The organism is Stenotrophomonas sp. CASM106, from assembly GCF_049384825.1.
Lineage (GTDB): Bacteria > Pseudomonadota > Gammaproteobacteria > Xanthomonadales > Xanthomonadaceae > Stenotrophomonas > Stenotrophomonas muris.
This window is the reverse complement of sequence record NZ_JBMRFS010000011.1, coordinates 84,742-103,022: the sequence shown is the minus strand read 5'-3', so window position 1 is coordinate 103,022 and position 18,281 is coordinate 84,742. Positions and strand designations below refer to the sequence as shown.

The 18,281-nt window shown below is 67.0% G+C and carries 19 protein-coding genes; 13 read left to right on the top strand and 6 right to left on the bottom strand.

What is annotated here, in order from left to right:
• Nucleotides 1-58 precede the first annotated feature (58 nt).
• The 3 genes from ispG to VG556_RS19690 all read left to right on the top strand — a co-directional run bounded on the left by ispG (nt 59) and on the right by VG556_RS19690 (nt 2,903).
• Entirely contained in the window at nt 59-1,324 is a 1,266-nt protein-coding gene (gene ispG / locus VG556_RS19700) for a flavodoxin-dependent (E)-4-hydroxy-3-methylbut-2-enyl-diphosphate synthase (protein WP_041863307.1), read from the top strand.
• Nucleotides 1,305-2,054: a phosphatase PAP2 family protein gene (locus VG556_RS19695; RefSeq protein ID WP_032958602.1), complete on the top strand. Its 750-nt coding sequence runs from the start codon at nt 1,305-1,307 to the stop codon at nt 2,052-2,054. The genes ispG and VG556_RS19695 overlap by 20 nt, the downstream gene beginning before the upstream one ends.
• A gap of 201 nt (nt 2,055-2,255) precedes the next feature.
• Nucleotides 2,256-2,903 (top strand): response regulator, encoded by a 648-nt coding sequence (locus VG556_RS19690; RefSeq protein WP_005416124.1) that lies wholly within the window; start codon nt 2,256-2,258, stop codon nt 2,901-2,903.
• 414 nt (nt 2,904-3,317) lie between these two features.
• On the opposite strand, the gene VG556_RS19685 is transcribed toward VG556_RS19690, so the two are convergent.
• The 5 genes from VG556_RS19685 to zwf all read right to left on the bottom strand — a co-directional run bounded on the left by VG556_RS19685 (nt 3,318) and on the right by zwf (nt 9,320).
• Complete coding sequence (locus VG556_RS19685; protein ID WP_014646757.1) at nt 3,318-3,977, bottom strand: bifunctional 4-hydroxy-2-oxoglutarate aldolase/2-dehydro-3-deoxy-phosphogluconate aldolase; 660 nt, start codon at nt 3,975-3,977, stop codon at nt 3,318-3,320.
• Nucleotides 3,978-4,182: 205 nt separating this feature from the next.
• Nucleotides 4,183-6,099 carry a phosphogluconate dehydratase gene (gene edd, locus VG556_RS19680; RefSeq protein ID WP_032958604.1) on the bottom strand — a complete coding sequence of 639 codons (1,917 nt, stop codon included), beginning with the start codon at nt 6,097-6,099 and terminating at the stop codon, nt 4,183-4,185.
• A 58-nt stretch (nt 6,100-6,157) separates the two neighbouring features.
• The gene (gene pgl, locus VG556_RS19675) at nt 6,158-6,883 is read right to left on the bottom strand and encodes a 6-phosphogluconolactonase (RefSeq protein WP_014646759.1); all 726 of its coding nucleotides are present in this window, start codon (nt 6,881-6,883) and stop codon (nt 6,158-6,160) included.
• On the bottom strand, nt 6,880-7,887 hold the full coding sequence (gene glk, locus VG556_RS19670; RefSeq protein WP_014646760.1) for a glucokinase: 1,008 nt from the start codon (nt 7,885-7,887) through the stop codon (nt 6,880-6,882). The genes pgl and glk overlap by 4 nt, the downstream gene beginning before the upstream one ends.
• A complete protein-coding gene (gene zwf / locus VG556_RS19665) occupies nt 7,884-9,320 on the bottom strand; it encodes a glucose-6-phosphate dehydrogenase (RefSeq protein ID WP_014646761.1) in 1,437 nt (478 codons plus the stop codon). The genes glk and zwf overlap by 4 nt, the downstream gene beginning before the upstream one ends.
• 352 nt (nt 9,321-9,672) lie before the next feature.
• On the opposite strand from zwf, the gene VG556_RS19660 reads away from it, so the two are divergent.
• Nucleotides 9,673-10,755, top strand: coding sequence for an ABC transporter ATP-binding protein (locus VG556_RS19660; RefSeq protein ID WP_014646762.1), 1,083 nt, complete (start codon nt 9,673-9,675; stop codon nt 10,753-10,755).
• A gap of 126 nt (nt 10,756-10,881) precedes the next feature.
• Here the strand turns inward: VG556_RS19660 and VG556_RS19655 are convergent, their stop codons facing one another.
• Complete coding sequence (locus tag VG556_RS19655) at nt 10,882-11,757, bottom strand: YgfZ/GcvT domain-containing protein (protein ID WP_100449800.1); 876 nt, start codon at nt 11,755-11,757, stop codon at nt 10,882-10,884.
• Between the two features lie 39 nt (nt 11,758-11,796).
• Here VG556_RS19655 and VG556_RS19650 point away from each other — a divergent pair, with 39 nt between their 5' ends.
• The 9 genes from VG556_RS19650 to lolD all read left to right on the top strand — a co-directional run bounded on the left by VG556_RS19650 (nt 11,797) and on the right by lolD (nt 18,191).
• Nucleotides 11,797-11,967, top strand: coding sequence for a DUF1674 domain-containing protein (locus tag VG556_RS19650; protein ID WP_005409075.1), 171 nt, complete (start codon nt 11,797-11,799; stop codon nt 11,965-11,967).
• Between the two features lie 56 nt (nt 11,968-12,023).
• On the top strand, nt 12,024-12,416 hold the full coding sequence (gene sdhC / locus VG556_RS19645) for a succinate dehydrogenase, cytochrome b556 subunit (protein WP_024958620.1): 393 nt from the start codon (nt 12,024-12,026) through the stop codon (nt 12,414-12,416).
• The gene (gene sdhD, locus VG556_RS19640; RefSeq protein ID WP_005409077.1) at nt 12,413-12,799 is read left to right on the top strand and encodes a succinate dehydrogenase, hydrophobic membrane anchor protein; all 387 of its coding nucleotides are present in this window, start codon (nt 12,413-12,415) and stop codon (nt 12,797-12,799) included. Before sdhC ends, sdhD begins: the two co-directional genes overlap by 4 nt.
• A 31-nt stretch (nt 12,800-12,830) precedes the next feature.
• On the top strand, nt 12,831-14,621 hold the full coding sequence (sdhA, locus tag VG556_RS19635) for a succinate dehydrogenase flavoprotein subunit (RefSeq protein ID WP_014646765.1): 1,791 nt from the start codon (nt 12,831-12,833) through the stop codon (nt 14,619-14,621).
• Between the two features lie 66 nt (nt 14,622-14,687).
• Nucleotides 14,688-15,473 (top strand): succinate dehydrogenase iron-sulfur subunit, encoded by a 786-nt coding sequence (locus tag VG556_RS19630; protein WP_005409079.1) that lies wholly within the window; start codon nt 14,688-14,690, stop codon nt 15,471-15,473.
• 98 nt (nt 15,474-15,571) lie between these two features.
• Nucleotides 15,572-15,820, top strand: a complete 249-nt coding sequence (locus VG556_RS19625) for a succinate dehydrogenase assembly factor 2 (RefSeq protein WP_005409080.1) — start codon at nt 15,572-15,574, stop codon at nt 15,818-15,820.
• Nucleotides 15,771-16,220: a hypothetical protein gene (locus tag VG556_RS19620; protein ID WP_041863309.1), complete on the top strand. Its 450-nt coding sequence runs from the start codon at nt 15,771-15,773 to the stop codon at nt 16,218-16,220. Before VG556_RS19625 ends, VG556_RS19620 begins: the two co-directional genes overlap by 50 nt.
• 23 nt (nt 16,221-16,243) lie before the next feature.
• Entirely contained in the window at nt 16,244-17,485 is a 1,242-nt protein-coding gene (locus VG556_RS19615; protein WP_100449801.1) for a lipoprotein-releasing ABC transporter permease subunit, read from the top strand.
• Nucleotides 17,478-18,191 (top strand): lipoprotein-releasing ABC transporter ATP-binding protein LolD, encoded by a 714-nt coding sequence (gene lolD / locus VG556_RS19610; protein ID WP_049407617.1) that lies wholly within the window; start codon nt 17,478-17,480, stop codon nt 18,189-18,191. The genes VG556_RS19615 and lolD overlap by 8 nt, the downstream gene beginning before the upstream one ends.
• The last annotated feature ends 90 nt before the right edge of the window (nt 18,192-18,281 follow it).

The following is an 18,281-nucleotide window of genomic DNA, read 5'->3' as shown; positions in this document are numbered from 1 at the left end:
GTGCCACCGGCTGAATGCGAGTCACCCGGAATGCGGGGGCGGGCGGTAGAATGCGCCCATGCACGACGCCGTCACCCGCCCGACTCCTCCCTCCGATGCCACCTCCTGGCCCCGCCGCCAGACCCATGCCGTGCAGATCGGCGGGGTCACCGTAGGCGGAGGCAAGCCGGTCGTGGTGCAGTCGATGACCAACACCGACACGTCCGACGTGGCCTCCAGCGTGAAGCAGGTGGCCGAGCTGTGGCGGGCCGGTTCGGAAATGGTGCGTTTGACCGTCAATACCGTGGAAGCCGCTGCGGCGATCCCGCGCATCGTCGACAAGCTGGCGATGATGGGCATCGACGTGCCGCTGATCGGTGATTTCCACTACAACGGCCACCAGCTGCTGACCGCCGAGCCGGCATGTGCCGAAGCGCTGGCCAAGTACCGCATCAACCCGGGCAACGTCGGCTTCGGCAAGAAGAAGGACCTGCAGTTCGCCCAGTTGATCGAGTTCGCGATCCGCTACAACAAGCCGGTGCGCATCGGTGCCAACTGGGGCTCGCTGGACCAGGCCCTGGCGGCGAAGTTGATGGACGAGAACAACCTGCGCGAGCAGCCCTGGGATGCCGGTCGCGTGCTGCGCGAGGCGCTGATCCGTTCGGCGCTGGATTCGGCCGAGCAGGCGGTGGAGCTCGGCCTGCCGCGCGATCGCATCGTGCTGTCGGCCAAGGTCAGTGGCGTGCAGGAGCTGATCGCGGTGTACCGCGACCTGGCCCAGCGCTCCGATTTTGCCCTGCACCTGGGCCTGACCGAGGCCGGTATCGGCAGCAAGGGCATCGTCGCCTCGTCGGCGGCGCTGGGCGTGCTGCTGCAGGAAGGCATCGGTGACACCATCCGCATCTCGCTGACCCCGGAACCGGGCCAGTCGCGCACGCAGGAAGTGATCGTCGCCCAGGAACTGCTGCAGACCACCGGCCAGCGTGCCTTCACGCCGCTGGTCACGGCTTGTCCGGGCTGCGGCCGCACCACCTCCGAGTTCTTCCAGGAACTGGCCAAGGTGGTGCAGAACCACGTGCGCGAGAAGATGCCGCTGTGGAAGATCCACCATCCGGGTGCGGAGAACATGACCCTGGCGGTGATGGGCTGCATCGTCAATGGGCCGGGTGAGTCGCGGCACGCCAACATCGGTATTTCCCTGCCGGGCACCGGCGAAACCCCGGCCGCGCCCGTGTTCGTCGATGGCGAGAAGAAGGTGACCCTGCGTGGCGAGAACATCGCCCAGGAGTTCGTCGCCCTGATCGACGATTACGTCGAACACAAATATGTCCGAAGCGCCGGATAAGCCTGCGATCCTCGCTGCGCCGGAGTCCGCCTCCGGTTTCCGCCACTGGATGGCGCACAATGCCTGGCGCCTGGTGCTGCTGTTCGGTGGCGTGCTGCTGCCGTTGGCGGGTTTCGTCGCCCTGGCCGACGAAGTGCACGAGTTTGAATCGTTCCATTTCGATGCGCCGCTGCTGTGGCAGATGCATGGCCTGCACTCACCGCTGCTGGACCGCTTCTTCGTGCTCATTTCCAGGCTGGGCTACGAATGGTTCCTGATTCCCGCCGACGTGCTGATCATCGGCGTGCTGCTGGGCTACCGGCGTTGGCGTGAGGCCACGTTCGTGGCGGTCAGCTTCGTCGGCTCGGCGCTGCTGAACATGGGCAGCAAGCATTTCTTCCAGCGCCAGCGCCCCAGCCTGTGGGAATCGATCGCGCCGGAATCGACGTTCAGCTTTCCCAGCGGCCACGCGATGGGCTCGATGACCCTGGCCGTGACCCTGGTGCTGCTGGCCTGGAACACCCGCTGGCGCTGGCCGGTGCTGCTGCTGGCGCCCGCGTTCAGCCTGCTGGTCAGCGTCTCCCGGGTCTATCTGGGCGTGCATTACCCCTCCGATATCCTGGCCGGATGGTGTGCCGCGCTGGTTTGGGTGGTAGGGTGCTATCTGGTCATGTTCAGTCGCCGGCATCCTTGGCGACGTCAGGATTCGCCGCCAGCGACGGCCAGCGAAGCATCATCACAGGGGGATTGACGTGGATGGCCCCTCCGGGGCGTCTACGTAATAGATCAGTTGTTTCGTTGCAGCAGGTTCTGCAAGACAGGGGGCAAGCACAACGCGCGGTACTGTGATGCGCAAGGCAGAATGCCCGGGTCGCATCTCGAACGTGCTTGCAGGGGTATCGGCGCCCTGCCTAGCTTGACCTGCAATGGCTGCATTCGAAGAGGTACGTGAATGACGATTCGAGTCTACCTGGTGGATGACCACGCACTGGTCCGCACCGGGATGAAGATGATCCTGTCGGGGGAGACCGACATCGAGGTGGTGGGCGAAGCCGAGACCGGCGAAGATGCGCTGCGCGACGTCCGCCAGCTGCTGCCGGACGTGGTGCTGTGCGACCTGCACCTGCCCGGCGTGAGTGGCATGGAGGTGACCGAGCGCATCGTCCGCAGCCATCGCAACACCCGCGTGGTGATCGTGTCGGTGCTGGAAGACGGGCCGCTGCCGAAGCGCTTGCTGGAAGCCGGGGCTGCGGGCTACATCGGCAAGGGCTGCGATGCACAGGAGCTGCTGCGTGCGGTGCGCGATGTGGCCATGGGCCGTCGCTACCTGGGCACCAGCATCGCGCAGAACCTGGCCTTGTCGACCGTTGAAGGCAACGGCTCTCCATTCGACAGCCTGTCGCCGCGCGAGCTGGAAGTGGCGTTGCTGCTGACCCAGGGCTTGCGCCAGGAAGACATCGCGCGGCGCCTGAGCCTGAGCGCGAAGACGGTGAACACGCACAAGGCGCGGCTGTTCGAGAAGATGGGGATCCACGACAACATCGCGCTGGCGCGCATGGCCAGCCAGTACGGGCTGGTGGATCCGGCACGGCCGCTGTAAGGGATTCGGCCAACGGCTGAGCCCCTCGCGGTGGTGGTGCGGTTGGATTGTGGTGGTTGGCCGGGCGGATGGGCTGTGCAGGGGGCGCTGCAAGTACGTCCATGTAAGCTCGGTCGCCGCTTGCTCGTGTGCGCTGTCCTGCGCACACGGCAAGGCCAGGGTTGGGCGTCCTACCCAACCCGCCCGAGGCGTGCCTCGGGCCCATGCGGCTCACGCCCCTGCACAGCCCATCCGCCCGGCCACGGACAGGTTCCGTGCGCGTCCACCGCGGAAAGAAGAAGGGAAAGGCGGGAGCGGGTCGCGCGCTGTGCGCGCTCGTCGCCCGGGGTCGGATCCCTTTCCCGGTGGGAAAGGGCTCTGACCCCCGATGATGCTGGAGCCGAGCGTGGGCTCGGCTCTACAGCTGTGTCGGGCTCAGTGGCCGCGTACGCGCTTGATGATCTTCGCGGCGTCGGCGGCGCTGGCGCGCACCTTGTCCCACTGACCGTCGGCGATCCAGCTGCCCGGCACCATCCACGAACCACCGATGCAGACCACGTTCTTCTGCTCGAGGTACTCGGCGGCGGTGTTTTCGGTGATGCCGCCGGTCGGGCACAGCTTGAGGTCGGCAACCGGGCCGGCCAGACCCTTGATCATCGCCAGCCCCCCCACGGCGGTGGCAGGGAACAGCTTGCACACGCGGAAGCCGCGCGCATACAGCGACAGCAGTTCGGTCGGCGTGGCCGCACCCGGCACTACCGGCAGCGGTGCCGCCGCCAGCGCATCGGCCAGCGCCGGTGGCGTACCCGGGGTCACCAGGAAGTCCGCGCCCGCATCGATCGACTGCTGCATCTGCTCCACGGTCAGCACCGTGCCGGCGCCCACCACCACGTCCGGCAGCTCGCGCTTGAGCATCGCCAATGCTTCCATCGCCACTGGCGTACGCAGCGTCAACTCGATCGCCGGCAGGCCACCTTCCAGCAACGCCGCACTGACCGCACGCGCCTGGTCCAGCGTATGAATCGTCACCACCGGCAGGATGCCCGCCGCACGCAACAACTCCGCCGCCTTCACCTGATGTTGTTCGATACCCATGCTTTTGCCCTTGCCTTTGCTCTTCTAGATTCAGTGGCCGCAGCGCAAATGACGCGCCGGGAATTGTCCAAGGGCAGTAGAGCGCCCTGGCCGGGACCGTGAGCGGCATGGATGCCGCGACCGAGCCCCCATGGATGGGTTTACGGCGTGTCCCGGCCAGGGCGCTCTACTGCCCAGGCCGGGAAGCCTGCCGCCGCTTTTCGCTTCAGGCGTCTTTTGCCTCATGCGGCGCCGCCGCCGCTGCGGCATCGTGCCCCAGCTCGTACTCCGCGTCGTATTCCCACGGCCCGCCATCGGCCGCCGCCGGCCCGCACGAAATCGAAATCGCGCCCTGATCAGCCGGACCCACCACGCGACGGTTGATCGCGAACAGGTTGCGGCCCAGGTCATGCGCGGCAGGCGCCGTGTTCGGGGCCAGCGGACGCGCGGCCCACTCGGCCGCGTCCACCAGCACTTCCAGCGTGCCGGCCTCGCCATCAAGGCGGATCATGTCGCCCTCGCGGACCTTGGCCAGCGGACCACCGCGCGCCGCTTCCGGCGTCACATGGATCGCCGCCGGAATCTTGCCCGAGGCGCCGGACAGGCGGCCGTCGGTGACCAGCGCCACGCGCCGGCCCTGGTTCTGCAGCAGCCCCAGCAGCGGCGCCAGCGAATGCAGTTCCGGCATGCCGTTGGCACGCGGGCCCTGGTAACGCACCACCGCCACGAAGTGCTCGGGCAGCAGGCCGCCGGCATGCAGCTTGTTCAGCACCTGCGGCGCATCGACAACCACGGCCGGTGCTTCGATCGTGCGGTACTGCGGCTTCACCGCCGACAGCTTGATCAGCGACTTGCCCAGGTTGCCGCGCAGCAGGCGCAGGCCGCCCTGGTGCTCGAACGGATTGTCGACGCCACGCACCACTTCGTCATCGGCGCTGTGTTGCAGGCCCGGCAGGTAGACCAGCTGGCCGTCGCGCAGCTGCGGCTCGCGCGCGTAGTCGGCCATGCCGCCGCGCGCCACGCTGACCAGGTCACCGTGCATCAGGCCCGCCCTGATCAGCTCGCCGAACACGAAGGCCGGTCCGCCAGCGGCCGCGAAACGGTTCACGTCGGCCTCGCCGTTCGGATAGACGCGGGCCAGCAGCGGAATCAGCTGCGACAGTTCGTCGAAGTCGTCCCAGGTCAGCACGATGCCGGCGGCACGCGCCACTGCGATCCAGTGGATGGTGTGGTTGGTCGAACCGCCGGTGGCCATCAGCGCGATGACCGCGTTGATGATCGCGCGCTCATCGATGATCCGGCCCAGCGGACGGAAGTCGTCGCCGAGCGCGGTGATGTCCAGTGCACGTTCGGTGGCTTCGCGGGTAAGGGCATCGCGCAGCGGCGTGCCCGGATTGACGAACGATGCGCCCGGCAGCTGCACGCCCATCGCTTCCAGCAGCACCTGGTTGGAATTGGCGGTGCCGTAGAAGGTGCAGGTGCCAGCGCCGTGGTACGACGCGGACTCGGCTTCCAGCAGCTCTTCGCGGGTGGCTTCGCCGGCGGCATAGCGCTCGCGCACTTCCGCCTTCTGCTTGTTCGGGATGCCCGGGGTCATCGGGCCGGCCGGCACGAACACCGCCGGCAGGTGGCCGAAGGCCAGCGCGCCGATCAGCAGGCCCGGCACGATCTTGTCGCACACGCCGAGGTAGACGGTGGTATCGAACATGTCATGGCTGAGGCCGATCGCAGTGGCCTGGGCGATCACATCGCGCGAGAACAGCGACAGTTCCATGCCGCCGCGGCCCTGGGTGACGCCGTCGCACATCGCCGGCACGCCGCCGGCCACCTGTGCCGTAGCACCCAGCTCGCGGGCGATCTCGCGGATCTGCTCGGGATAGGTCTCGAACGGCTGGTGCGCCGACAACATGTCGTTGTAGGCGGTGATGATGCCCAGGTTCGGCGTCACGCCGCCGCGCAGGCGGCTCTTGTCGGTACCGCCACAGGCGGCGAATCCATGGGCGAGGTTGCCGCAGCTCAGGCGGCTGCGGAACGGGCCTTCGCGCAGGGAGGCGTCGATCGCGGCCAGGTAGGCGGCACGCGAGGCGGCGCTGCGGCGGATGACACGCTCAGTGATGGCTTGCAATTGCGGATGGAGGCTCATTGGCTACCGGCGTTCAAGGTGGCGAGAGGCAAGCGGCGGCAGGGCACCGCCGCCGACATCAATCAGCCCAGTGGACGCGCAGGCGCGCGCCTTCCAGGTTGATCGCGTTGAGGATCGGATACTGCTGGGCGTCGTTGCTGTCCAACGCTTGGCGCAGCACCTGCAGCTTCTGCTTGCCGCGCAGCAGCAGCAGGCGCTGTCGGCACTGGCGCAGCCCATGCGGGGTCAGCGTGATGCGCAGCGGCCACTGGTTCGCGCCCGGGCAGCCGGTGGCATCCAGCGCGGCATAGGGCAGGGTGCTTTCCAGTGCGCGGGCGAGGTCCTTCGAGCCCGGGAACAGCGAGGCGGTGTGGCCGTCGTTGCCCATGCCCAGTGCCACCAGGCTCGGCGGCTGGCTGTGCTGTGCCTGCAGGTTGGCGGTGTACACGCATTCGGGCAGGGGCTTGCCGATCCGCACCAGTGGATCGAAATGCGCACCCTCGGCGCGTTTCAGCAGGTGCTCGCGCACCAGCCAGGCATTGCTGTCGCGATCCTGCGGCGACAGCCAGCGCTCGTCGGCCAGGCTCACTTCCACCCGGTCCCAGTGCACGTCCAACTCGGCCAGCGCCTGGTAGACCGGCGCCGGTGTAGTGCCGCCAGACAGCAGGATGCGGGCGCGGCCCACTTCGTTGATGTCGTGGTTGAGGGTGTGCGCCATCTCGGCGGCAACGGCTTCGATCCAGCCATCGGCATCGCCATGGTTGATGAACTCGATGCGGTCGTCGTGGAAGGTGGTGGGGCTCATGCGGCAACTCCAGGTGCGTCACGTTCGGCGTCGGCGGCATAGGCGGCGGCGCCCAGCAGTCCGGCGTGGGGATGCATCACCGCCAACGAGGGCACGCGCGCCATGATGGAAGAGAACCGGCCCTTGTGCTCGAAGCGCTGGCGGAAACCGGAGTGCTGCAGCGAATCGAGCATCTTCGGGGTCAGCCCGCCGGTCAGGAACACGCCGTCCCAGGCGCCCTGGGTCAGCACCAGATCGCCAGCAATGGCGCCGAACACGGCGCAGAACACATCCACGGTGCGCATCGCCTGCGGATCGCCGTGCAGGGCGCGGGCGGTCACGTCCACCGGCTGCAGCTGGCCCGGATCGATGCCGGCCATCTCGCACACGGCGCGATGGATGTTGACCAGGCCGGGGCCGCAGATCAGGCGCTCGTTGGAGACGCGGCCGAACTGCTCGGACAGGATCTCCAGGATGCGGATCTCTTCCGGGGTTCCCGGCGGGAAGCTCACATGGCCGCCTTCGGTTTCCAGCGGATAGCAACGGCCGTGGCGCATGATCAGGCCGCCGACGCCGAGACCGGTACCGGGCCCGATCACCGCGTAGTTGCGTGGCTGGCCGGGCTTGCCCGGTACCCAGGCAGCCCCACCGACCTGGACCACGTCATCGGGCTGCAGCAGCGAAATCGCCATCGCCTGCGCGGCGAAGTCGTTGATCAGGTGCAGTTCGTCGAACCCGAGCATGGCAGCGGTGCGGCTGCGCGAGATCACCCACGGATGGTTGGTGATGCGTGCTTCGTCACCATCCACGCGACCGGCCACGGCGAACACGCCGCGGCTTGCCGTGGCGCCGATCTGTTCCAGATGGTGGCGCGCGGCATCACCCAGCGACGGGAACTCCGCCACCGCGTACTCGCGGATGCTGTCCTTCTGCAGCGGTGCGTCCAGCGAGGTGTCGGCCAGGGCGAAGCGCGCGTTGGTGCCACCGATGTCGGCGACCAGCACTGGCTGCGAGCTGGCACTCATGCCGACGCTCCGCTGTCGGGCGCGTCCAGGTCCTGCGGCAGGAACCCGCCCGCATTGCCCGGGCCCCATTGGCCGGCGGGGTAGGGCTCCAGCGGCAGCTTGGCGTCCTTCCAGGCGTCGGCGACGCTGTCGATCCAGGCCCAGGCCGCACGCACTTCGTCATCGCGCACGAACAGCGTGTGGTTGCCGTTGAAGGCATCCAGGAACAAGCGTTCGTAAGCGATACGGCGGTGCAGGCCGGTCGGCACCGACAGTTCCAGCTCCAGCGGATGCAGCTCCAGCGCGCCCCATTCCGGGCCTGCCAGGCTGCTCATCAGGCCCAGTTCGATGTTTTCCTGCGGCTGCAGCTGGAACACCAGGCGGTTCGGTGCGGCCTGCGCGCGCTGCGGGCGCTCGAACAGCCAGTGGGTGACCGGCTTCAGCGTGACCACCACGCGGGTGGTGCGCTCGGGCAGGCGCTTGCCGGTGACCAGGTGGAACGGCACGCCGCTCCAGCGCCAGTTGTCGATATGCGCGGTGACACCGGCGAAGGTTTCCACGTCGCTGCCTTCCGGCGGCTGGTAGGCCTGTGCCGGCTGGCCATTGATGGTGCCGGCGGTGTAGCGGCCACGGATGCTGTCACGCGCGGCGTGCCGGGCATCGAGCGGGCGCAGGGCGCGCAGCACCTTGACCTTCTCGTCGCGGATGCGATCGGCTTCCAGCGATGCCGGTGGTTCCATCGCCACCATGCACAGCAGCTGCAGGATGTGGCTCTGCACCATGTCGCGCAGTGCGCCGGAGCGGGCGTAATAGGCATCGCGGCCATCCACGCCTTCGCTTTCGGCCACCAGGATGTGCACCGATTCGATGTAGTTGCGGTTCCACACCGCTTCCAGCAGCGTGTTGCCGAAGCGCAGTGCGATCAGGTTCTGCACCGCGGCCTTGCCCAGGTAGTGGTCGAGGCGGAACACGCGGTCCTCGTCGATCCACTGGCCGATGGTGCTGATGATTTCCTCGGCGCTCTCGCTGTCGCTGCCGATCGGCTTTTCCAGCATCAGGCGTGCCGGCGCGGCGAGGGCGCCGCCCTTGGCCAGGCCTTCGCAGGTGGAGATGTACAGGCCCGGCGGGATGGCGAGGTAGCTGACGCACTTGCGGTGCACGAGGTCGGCGACCGCGGCGGCAACCGAGTCGACGTCGCGCAGGTCCACAGAGCGGTAGTCGATGCGACGCAGCAGGGCGCTGATGTCGTCCTGCGTGGCCATCGGCATGGCCTGCTGCAGGCGCGGCCGCAGGATGTCATGGAAGGCTTCGGTGTCATGCCCGGACAGGGCCAGCGCACGGATGCGGAAGTCCTCCGGCAGCAGGCCGTCGCCAAGCAGGCGAAGCAGCGAAGGGAACAGGTAGCGCTGGGCCAGATCACCTGTGGCACCGAACAGGAAGAGGGTGTCGTGCATCGCTCGAGTTTCAGATCCGGGTGACATCGTTGTCAATCGCTTCATGGCTGGGTTCGGGGGACATCCGCGCAACTGCCTGTCCGAGGTTCGTCAGGGGCGTTCCCCGGGGTGCCGGAAGACCGTTCCATTCGAAACCACTGCCTCGGCGGAACCTTCGTTCAACCGCCGACGCAGATCGGTGCGCACCGATCATCGGATAGTGCCACGTGAAAACGTTTACATGGCAGAATGGGCAACTGTATTCGATTGCAGTGCTCGCCGTCATGCGGCAAGCGCGCAATCATCACTGCCATCGGGAGGGCCGAGGCAGTCCCAAAAGACAGCCCGGCTTCGGGCGGACCGGATAGGTGATATGGCAAAAGTGCAGTTGCAGGGTGTGCGCAAGGTCTATGACAACGGCCAGGTCGCGGTGAAGGACGCCAGCTTCGAGGTCGCCGATGGCGAGCTGATGGTGCTGGTCGGCCCGTCCGGCTGTGGCAAGTCGACCCTGCTGCGGATGGTGGCTGGCCTGGAGGAGATCAGCGGCGGCACGCTGACCATCGGTGATCGCGTGGTCAACGACGTGGCGCCGAAGGATCGCGACATCGCGATGGTGTTCCAGAGTTATGCGCTGTACCCGCACATGACCGTGGCCGAGAACCTGGCCTTTGGCCTGAAGCTGCGCGGTCACGACAAGGCGACCATCGACAAGCGCATCGCCGAGGCGGCGCAGACGCTGGGCCTGACCGAGATGATGGACAAGCTGCCCAAGGCGATGTCCGGTGGCCAGCGCCAGCGTGTCGCGCTGGGCCGTGCGCTGGTGCGCGAGCCGGCGGTGTTCCTGCTCGACGAACCGCTGTCCAACCTGGATGCCAAGCTGCGTCACAGCGTGCGTACCGAGATCGCGCAGCTGCACCGCAAGCTGGGCACCACCATGATCTACGTGACGCACGACCAGGTCGAAGCGATGACCCTGGGCCAGCGCATCGTGGTGCTGAAGGATGGCGTCATCCAGCAGATCGATACGCCGATGGCGCTGTACGATCGCCCCGCCAACCTGTTCGTGGCCGGCTTCCTCGGCAGCCCGGCGATGAACGTGCTGCGCGGTACGCTGCAGGGCGATGCCGGTGGCGTGACCGTGGTCGATGGTGAGTGGCGTGCACCGCTGGGCCAGGCCACCATCGATCCGGCCTGGCTGCAGAAGCCGATCGCGGTGGGCGTGCGTCCGGAGCACCTGCAGCCGGCGGCCGCCGACGATGCGCATGCGTTCGTCGCACGCATTGAAGGCATCGAACCGGTCGGTAACGAGATCTTCGTCAACCTGAGCAGTGGCCAGCACGCGCTGACCATGCGCGTGGCGCCGCAGGCGCTGCCCGAGGTGGGCGAGCAGATCCGCGTGGCGATCCATCCGCAGGGCCTGCATTTCTTCAACCCGGAAACCGGCGCGCGCCTGTAAGGAGTAGTGCCGGCCGCTGGCCGGCAACCTCAACCCTGCATGGTTGCATCCAAATACGTGTTTGTTTCGCGGGCTGGCGCCCGGCACTACCATTCCTGCACCCACCCGTACAGGTCCCCGCCTGCTTCAGCGGGCCAGGCCATCCAGCAACGGCACGCGCTGCGCAATGGCATCGCCCACCTGCAGATCAGCGTCGCTGGCCTCCAGTGGCAGTACCGCCAGTGCCAGGTCGCCGGCCACGCTGGCAATCGTGCCCAGCCCCGCGCCATCCTGCTGCACGCCATCGCCGGCCTGTGCCGGTGCTGCGGTATGCAGCAACTGCACCGCACGCTTGGCCTTGCCGAGGAAGTGGGTGCGGGCGACGATTTCCTGGCCGGGATAGCAGCCCTTCTTCACGCTGTAGCCGTTCAGGCGGTCCAGGCCCAGCTGTTGGGGGGTCCACACTTCGCGCTGGCCTTCTTCCAGCCGCGGCAGGCCGTAGCGCAGGTCGGCCTGGCGCCAGGCCAGGGCGAAAGCGGCCTCATCGGCTTCATTGCCGGCAGCGAACGCGTCGGCGCTGCCAATGCGCAGGGTGCGCGGCAGGGCATCGCTGCCCAGGTCCAGCTCCCAGCCGTCGCCTGTGGTCTGCGCAATCGCCGCGCCGCTGGCGGCCTCGGGCGCGGTGAACGCGCCAGCCGCCGCCAGATCGCTGCGCACCTGCACCTTCACCTTGCGGCGGAACACGAAGCGCTGCAGTTGCGACGCAATCGCATCGGCATCGCCGTCAGCCAGCACCAGCATCACGTGGTCGTCGGCCAGCCGAAGCAGCTGGAACACCGCCAGGGTACGGCCCTTGGCGCTCAGCCAGGCACTCCACTGCCAGTGCTGCAGGGGCAGGGCGGTGACATCGCTGCTGAACTGGGCGTGGGCAAAGACAGCCGCATCCGGGCCCTGCAGGCTCAGCAGCTGGTGGCCGGGCAGGCGCGGATATCCGACGAAAGCAGGGGGCAGGTTGTCAGGCACGTGAACGAGGTCTAAAATTTGTGCGTTGCGAGACCGAACATGATAGGCCAAACAACCCCCACTCCCGACGACGAATCTGAAGCCCCGCTGGTCCCCGCGGCACCCGTGCCCGTGGAACAGGAAAAAGCGGAAGAATTCGGCGGCCGCGGCGGACTTGATCCGGTGCGGTATGGCGATTGGGAGAAAAACGGACGCTGCATCGATTTCTGATCAGCATTGAGCCAACGCGGCCGTGTGCCGCCCAGCCGAGACAACGAGCCCAGCGAATGGCGACCAGACAACGCCCACTTTCCCCGCACCTTCAGGTGTATCGCTGGCAGATTCAGATGGCCACCTCGATCCTGCATCGAGCCACTGGCGTCTTTCTGTCTGTTGGTGCCCTCATCATCGCCGCCGGCCTGCTGGCCCTGATGATGGGGCCCGAGTCCTGGAACTGCTTCACCGGCCATGCCGGGGCCTGGTATGGCCGCGTGTTCCTGTTCGCGTGGACATGGTCGTTCGCCTATCACCTGTGCAATGGCATCCGCCACGTCGTGCAGGACTTCGCCATCGGCTTCAGCATCCCCGCCTTCATCCGCAGCAGCTGGCTGTCGGTCATCGGCAGCCTGGTGATCACCCTGCTGGTGTGGGCCTATGTGATGTTCGGAGGTGCCGCGTGAGCAAGTTCCGTACCCCGTTGAAGAACGTGCGCGGCCTTGGCTCGGCCAAGACCGGCACCGAGCACTTCGTTCACCAGCGCCTGACCGCCGCCGCACTGGTGGTGCTGGGCATCTGGTTCCTGGTCTTCGTGCTGGGCCTGCTGGGCTCGGACTACGCCACCGCCGCCGCCGCCGTGGCCAAGCCGTGGAACGCGGTGCCGTTGATCGGCCTGCTGATCGCCATGTTCTGGCACGCGCAGCTCGGCATGCAGGTCGTGCTGGAAGACTACATCCACGAATCGCTGCTGGCCCTGGTGCTGCAGACCGCGGTGAAGTTCGTCGCCGTGCTCGGCATGATCGTCAGTGTGTTTGCGGTGGGCCGCATCGCCCTCGGCGTTGCCTGAGCCCAGGCACCTACACAGGAATCCAGATTAGATGTCCGCTTACAAGATCACCGAACACAAGTACGACATGGTCGTGGTCGGCGCCGGCGGTGCCGGCCTGCGCGCCACGTTCGGCCTGGCCGCCAAGGGCCTGCAGACCGTGTGCCTGACCAAGGTCTTCCCGACCCGTTCTCACACCGTTGCCGCCCAGGGCGGTATCTCGGCCGCGCTCGGCAACATGGGCGAGGACGACTGGCGCTACCACTTCTTCGACACCATCAAGGGGTCGGACTGGCTGGGCGACCAGGACGCCATCGAGTACATGTGCCGTGAGGCCATCCCGGCCATCATCGAGCTCGAACATTACGGCGTGCCGTTCTCGCGCACCGCCGAAGGCAAGATCTACCAGCGGCCGTTCGGTGGCATGACCACCAAGTATGGCGAAGGCCCGGCGGCGCAGCGTACCTGCGCGGCGGCCGACCGTACCGGCCACGCGATGCTGCACACGCTGTACCAGCAGTCGCTGAAGCACGATGCGCGCTTCATGATCGAGTACTTCGCGCTCGACCTGATCTTCGACGAGGAAGGCGCCTGCCGCGGCGTGCTGGCCCTGGACATGTCCGACGGCACCCTGCACCTGTTCCGCGCCCAGGGCGTGGTACTGGCCACCGGCGGCTACGGCCGTGCCTACTTCAGCGCCACCTCGGCGCACACCTGCACCGGCGACGGTGGCGGCCTGGCCATGCGTGCTGGCATCGCCATGCAGGACATGGAGTTCGTGCAGTTCCACCCGACCGGCATCTACGGCGCCGGCTGCCTGATCACCGAGGGTGTCCGCGGTGAAGGTGGCATCCTGCGCAACAGCAGCGGCGAGCGCTTCATGGAGCGTTACGCGCCGCACTACAAGGACCTGGCCTCGCGCGACGTGGTCAGCCGTTCGATGACCATCGAGATCCGCGAAGGCCGCGGCGTCGGCGAGCACAAGGACCACATCCTGCTCGACCTGACCCACCTCGGCCCGGGCGTGATCGACGAGAAGCTGCCGGGCATCGCCGAGAGCGCCCGCATCTTCGCCGGCGTCGACGTACACAAGCAGCCGATTCCGGTCATCCCGACCGTGCACTACAACATGGGCGGCATCCCGACCAATTACCACGGCGAAGTGGTGCAGAAGGTCGGCGACAACGACAACGCGGTAGTGCCGGGCCTGTACGCCATCGGCGAAGCGGCCTGCGTGTCCGTGCACGGCGCCAACCGCCTGGGCTCGAACTCGCTGCTGGACCTGGTGGTGTTCGGCCGTGCCGTGGCCAACCGCTGTGCCGAGACCATCAAGCCGGGCGCTGCGCACAAGCCGCTGCCGGCCGATGCCTGCGACAAGGCGCTGGGCCTGCTGGACAAGCTGCGCCACGCCAACGGCGATACCCCGACCTCGGTCATCCGCGATCGCATGCAGCGCACCATGCAGGCCGACGCGGCGGTCTTCCGCACCAGCCAGACGCTGAAGGAAGGCTGCGAGAAGATGGACAAGATCTTCGACTCGTTCCAGGACGTGAAGGTCTCCGACCGTTCGCTGGTGTGGAACTCGGACCTGATCGAGACCTACGAGCTGAACAACCTGCTGCTCAATGCGGTGGCGACGATCAACTCGGCCGAACAGCGCAAGGAAAGCCGCGGCGCGCATGCGCACGAGGACTTCCCGGACCGCGACGACGTCAACTGGCAGAAGCACACCCTGGTCAGCGTCGACGAGAAGGGCAAGTGCAGCTTCGACTACCGTCCGGTGCACATGTACACGTTGACCGACGACGTGTCCGTGGTGCCGCCGAAGCCGCGCGTGTACTGATCCGACCCCGCCTACCATGCAATCCGCGCCCACGGGCGCGGGCCGCCTGAGCCAACGAGAGCAGCCATGGCCGAGTTTTCACTCCCCAAGAATTCCAAGATCACGAAGGGCAAGCATTTCCCCGTCAAGAACGGCGGCAAGAATGTGCGCACCTTCAAGATCTACCGCTGGAGTCCGGACGACGACAGCAACCCGCGCACCGATACCTATGAAGTCGATCTGGACGCCTGTGGCCCGATGGTCCTGGACGCCCTGATCAAGATCAAGAACGAGATCGACCCGACCCTGACCTTCCGCCGCTCGTGCCGCGAAGGCATCTGTGGTTCGTGCGCCATGAACATCGACGGCACCAACACCCTGGCCTGCACCCGAGCCATCTCGGACTGCGGCAAGAAGGAAGTGCCGATCTACCCGCTGCCGCACATGAACGTGGTCAAGGACCTGGTTCCGGACCTGACCCACTTCTACGCGCAGTACGCGTCGATCAAGCCGTGGATCCGTACCCAGACCCCGGCACCGCCGGACCGCGAGCGCCTGCAGTCGCCGGAAGACCGCAAGAAGCTGGACGGCCTGTACGAGTGCATCCTGTGCGCCTGCTGCTCGACCAGCTGCCCGAGCTACTGGTGGAACGGCGAGCGTTACCTGGGCCCGGCGATCCTGCTGCAGGCCTACCGCTGGATCATCGACTCGCGCGACGAGGACACCGGTGCGCGCCTGGATGATCTGGAAGATCCGTTCAAGCTGTACCGCTGCCACACCATCATGAACTGCGCCCGGACCTGCCCGAAGGGCCTGAACCCGGCGCTGGCGATCGCCGAGATCAAGAAGCTGATGATGGAACGCCGCGCCTGATCAGGCCCGGCTGTACCGGGTAGAGCCACGCCACGCGTGGCTGTGCCACCCCAGTAGAGCCACGCCATGCGTGGCTTTGCTGTATCTGGAGAAGCACGATGGAAGAAGATGTTCTGCTGAAGAAGCTGCGCTGGCGCTGCCGCCGCGGCATGCGTGAGCTGGACCAGCTGTTCGGCCGCTACCTGGACCACGAGTGGAGCACTGCGCCGACCGAAGAGCGCGAGGTTTTCCTGTTCCTGCTCGACTGCGAGGACGATAAGTTGTGGCGCTGGTTCATGGGCTACGAGGCCTGCCCGCATGCGCACGCGATCCCCCTCATGCAGAAGATCCTCGCCCTCAAGCCTTGAGTGGCGCCCCTCGCGGCTGCAGGCCGCCGCCCAGTTGGCGGTGCTGCTGGCTGCGCCGTGGCTGCTGCGCGCATCGGATCTGCCTTCACGGCTGCTGATGCCCGCAGTGGTGCTGGCTTGGTGCACGGGCCTGGCCGAACTGGCCTGGCGCCAGCGCAGGCCGCGCGTGCAGGTGCTTCTGCCGCCGCTTCCCGAGCCACTGCAGGTGGCCGGGCAGGACGTTGATACGCCACGGCTGGTGGTGCGTGGCCCATGGCTGTTGTTGCTGTGGCGTGAGGATCGGCGCCGCCAGCGCCTGCTGTTCTGGCCGGATGTGCTCGATTCCGGGCAGCGACGTGAACTGCGACTGGCCGTGGCCGCACGCGCCGTTTCCCGTCAGCCCCGGACGATGGCACCATAAGCTGAATTGACCGGCGTGCCTGCATGTTCAAACCCATTCCCGTGGCCATTGGCCTGCGCTACCTGCGCGCCAAGCGCCGCAACGGCTTCATCTCCTTCATCTCGATGGCATCGATCCTGGGCATCGCGCTCGGCGTTACGGTGCTGATCACCACGTTGGCGGTGATGAGCGGATTCCAGAAGGAAATCCGCAGTCGCCTGCTGCAGATGACCGCGCACACCACCATCAGCCGCGACGGCGAGCCGATGCCGGACTGGATGCGCGTGGCCGACGTGGCCCGCAAGGATCCGCGCGTGGCCGGTGCCGCGCCGTACATCGAGATCCAGTCGATGATCAGCGGCCCGCGCGTGCAGGGCGCGATCATCCAGGGCATCGATCCGGCGCTGGAGCCGAAGGTATCGGTGATCGACAAGAAGGTCACCAAGGGCAGCTATGCCAGCCTGACGCCGGGCAGCTTCAACCTGCTGCTGGGCAAGGAACTGGCGATCTGGCTCGGCGTCGACGTCGGTGACCAGGTGCTGGTGACCTTCGCCGAAGTGCAGGGCACGCCTGCCGGTGCCGTGCCGCGGATGAAACGCTTCACCGTCAGCGGCATCTTCGAGGCCGGCTACAACGAGGTCGACCGGGGCGTAGGCTTCGCCAACATGCAGGACCTGGAGCGCGTGCTGCGCAGCGACGGTGCCACCGGCGTGCGGTTGAAACTGCACGACATGGACCGCTCGCTGGAAGTGGGCGTGGACCTGGCGCAGAGCCTGGGTGGTGCCTACCGCGTGAGTGACTGGACCCAGCAGAACGCCAACCTCTACCACTCGCTGCGCATGGAGAAGGTGGTGATGGGCATCCTGCTGTCGCTGATCATCGCCATGGGTGCGTTCAATCTGGTGTCCTCGCAGGTGATGCTGGTGACCGACAAGCAGGCCGACATCGCCATCCTGCGCACCCTCGGCCTGACCCCGGGCGGGGTGATGCAGGTGTTCATGGTGCAGGGTTCGCTGATCGGCATCTTCGGCACGCTGGCCGGCCTGATCGGCGGCATCACCCTGACCCTCAACCTGGAACGCATCCTCGGTGCCATCGAGAGCGTGTTCAACGTCAAGCTGCTGCCAGAGGATGTGTATTACATCACCGGCCTGCCGACCGACATGCAGACCGGCGACGTGGTGGCGATCACCGTGGTCGCGCTGCTGATGAGCTTCCTGGCCACCCTGTATCCCGCCTGGCGGGCAGCACGCACCCAGCCGGCGGAGGCCCTGCGTTATGAATAAGGTCTTCAACCGCGGCGATGAGGTGATCCGCGCCGAAGCACTGGGCAAGACCTACGCCGAAGGGCGCATGCAGACCCCGGTGTTCGATGGACTGGACCTGACCGTGACCGCCGGCGAGACGGTGGCGATCATCGGTGCCTCCGGTGCCGGCAAGAGCACGCTGCTGCACCTGCTGGGCGGGCTGGATGTTCCGACTGCAGGCGAGGTGTACGTCACGGGCCAGCGCATGTCGGCGCTGTCGGATACCGCGCGCGGCCTGCTGCGCAACCAGGCGCTGGGCTTCGTCTACCAGTTCCACCACCTGTTGCCGGAATTCACCGCGCTGGAAAACGTGATGATGCCGGTGCTGCTGGCCGGCACTGCCGTGGCCGAAGCGAGCAGCCGGGCCACCACGCTGCTGGAAGCGGTCGGCCTCGGACATCGCCTGGACCACAAGCCGGGCGAGCTGTCCGGCGGCGAACGCCAACGTGCCGCGGTGGCACGTGCGCTGGTCAATCATCCGGCCTGCGTGCTCGGTGACGAGCCGACCGGCAACCTGGATGACCGCACCGCGGGCACCGTGTTCGAGCTGATGCTGGAACTCAACCGCGCGCGTCATACCAGCCTGGTGCTGGTTACCCACGACCGCAGCCTGGCGCGGCGCCTGGACCGGGTGCTGGAGCTGCGCGAAGGGCGCCTGCACGCACTGGCCCACGCCGACGTCTGAGCGGCCGGCAACGGCCGCCTCCCGGCGCCTGAACGGGTTTACCTGCCCTCGCGCCGGGCGCACATCGGCCGGCGCATGATCGCAGCAGGT

What these genes read in the sequence shown, in the direction of transcription:
- ispG (WP_041863307.1), top strand. Translation starts at nt 59, where the DNA reads ATGCACGACGCCGTCACCCGCCCGACTCCTCCCTCCGATGCCACCTCC.
- VG556_RS19695 (WP_032958602.1), top strand. Translation starts at nt 1,305, where the DNA reads ATGTCCGAAGCGCCGGATAAGCCTGCGATCCTCGCTGCGCCGGAGTCC.
- VG556_RS19690 (WP_005416124.1), top strand. Translation starts at nt 2,256, where the DNA reads ATGACGATTCGAGTCTACCTGGTGGATGACCACGCACTGGTCCGCACC.
- VG556_RS19685 (WP_014646757.1), bottom strand. Translation starts at nt 3,977, where the DNA reads ATGGGTATCGAACAACATCAGGTGAAGGCGGCGGAGTTGTTGCGTGCG.
- edd (WP_032958604.1), bottom strand. Translation starts at nt 6,099, where the DNA reads ATGAGCCTCCATCCGCAATTGCAAGCCATCACTGAGCGTGTCATCCGC.
- pgl (WP_014646759.1), bottom strand. Translation starts at nt 6,883, where the DNA reads ATGAGCCCCACCACCTTCCACGACGACCGCATCGAGTTCATCAACCAT.
- glk (WP_014646760.1), bottom strand. Translation starts at nt 7,887, where the DNA reads ATGAGTGCCAGCTCGCAGCCAGTGCTGGTCGCCGACATCGGTGGCACC.
- zwf (WP_014646761.1), bottom strand. Translation starts at nt 9,320, where the DNA reads ATGCACGACACCCTCTTCCTGTTCGGTGCCACAGGTGATCTGGCCCAG.
- VG556_RS19660 (WP_014646762.1), top strand. Translation starts at nt 9,673, where the DNA reads ATGGCAAAAGTGCAGTTGCAGGGTGTGCGCAAGGTCTATGACAACGGC.
- VG556_RS19650 (WP_005409075.1), top strand. Translation starts at nt 11,797, where the DNA reads ATGATAGGCCAAACAACCCCCACTCCCGACGACGAATCTGAAGCCCCG.
- sdhC (WP_024958620.1), top strand. Translation starts at nt 12,024, where the DNA reads ATGGCGACCAGACAACGCCCACTTTCCCCGCACCTTCAGGTGTATCGC.
- sdhA (WP_014646765.1), top strand. Translation starts at nt 12,831, where the DNA reads ATGTCCGCTTACAAGATCACCGAACACAAGTACGACATGGTCGTGGTC.
- VG556_RS19630 (WP_005409079.1), top strand. Translation starts at nt 14,688, where the DNA reads ATGGCCGAGTTTTCACTCCCCAAGAATTCCAAGATCACGAAGGGCAAG.
- VG556_RS19625 (WP_005409080.1), top strand. Translation starts at nt 15,572, where the DNA reads ATGGAAGAAGATGTTCTGCTGAAGAAGCTGCGCTGGCGCTGCCGCCGC.
- VG556_RS19620 (WP_041863309.1), top strand. Translation starts at nt 15,771, where the DNA reads ATGCGCACGCGATCCCCCTCATGCAGAAGATCCTCGCCCTCAAGCCTT.
- VG556_RS19615 (WP_100449801.1), top strand. Translation starts at nt 16,244, where the DNA reads ATGTTCAAACCCATTCCCGTGGCCATTGGCCTGCGCTACCTGCGCGCC.
- lolD (WP_049407617.1), top strand. Translation starts at nt 17,478, where the DNA reads ATGAATAAGGTCTTCAACCGCGGCGATGAGGTGATCCGCGCCGAAGCA.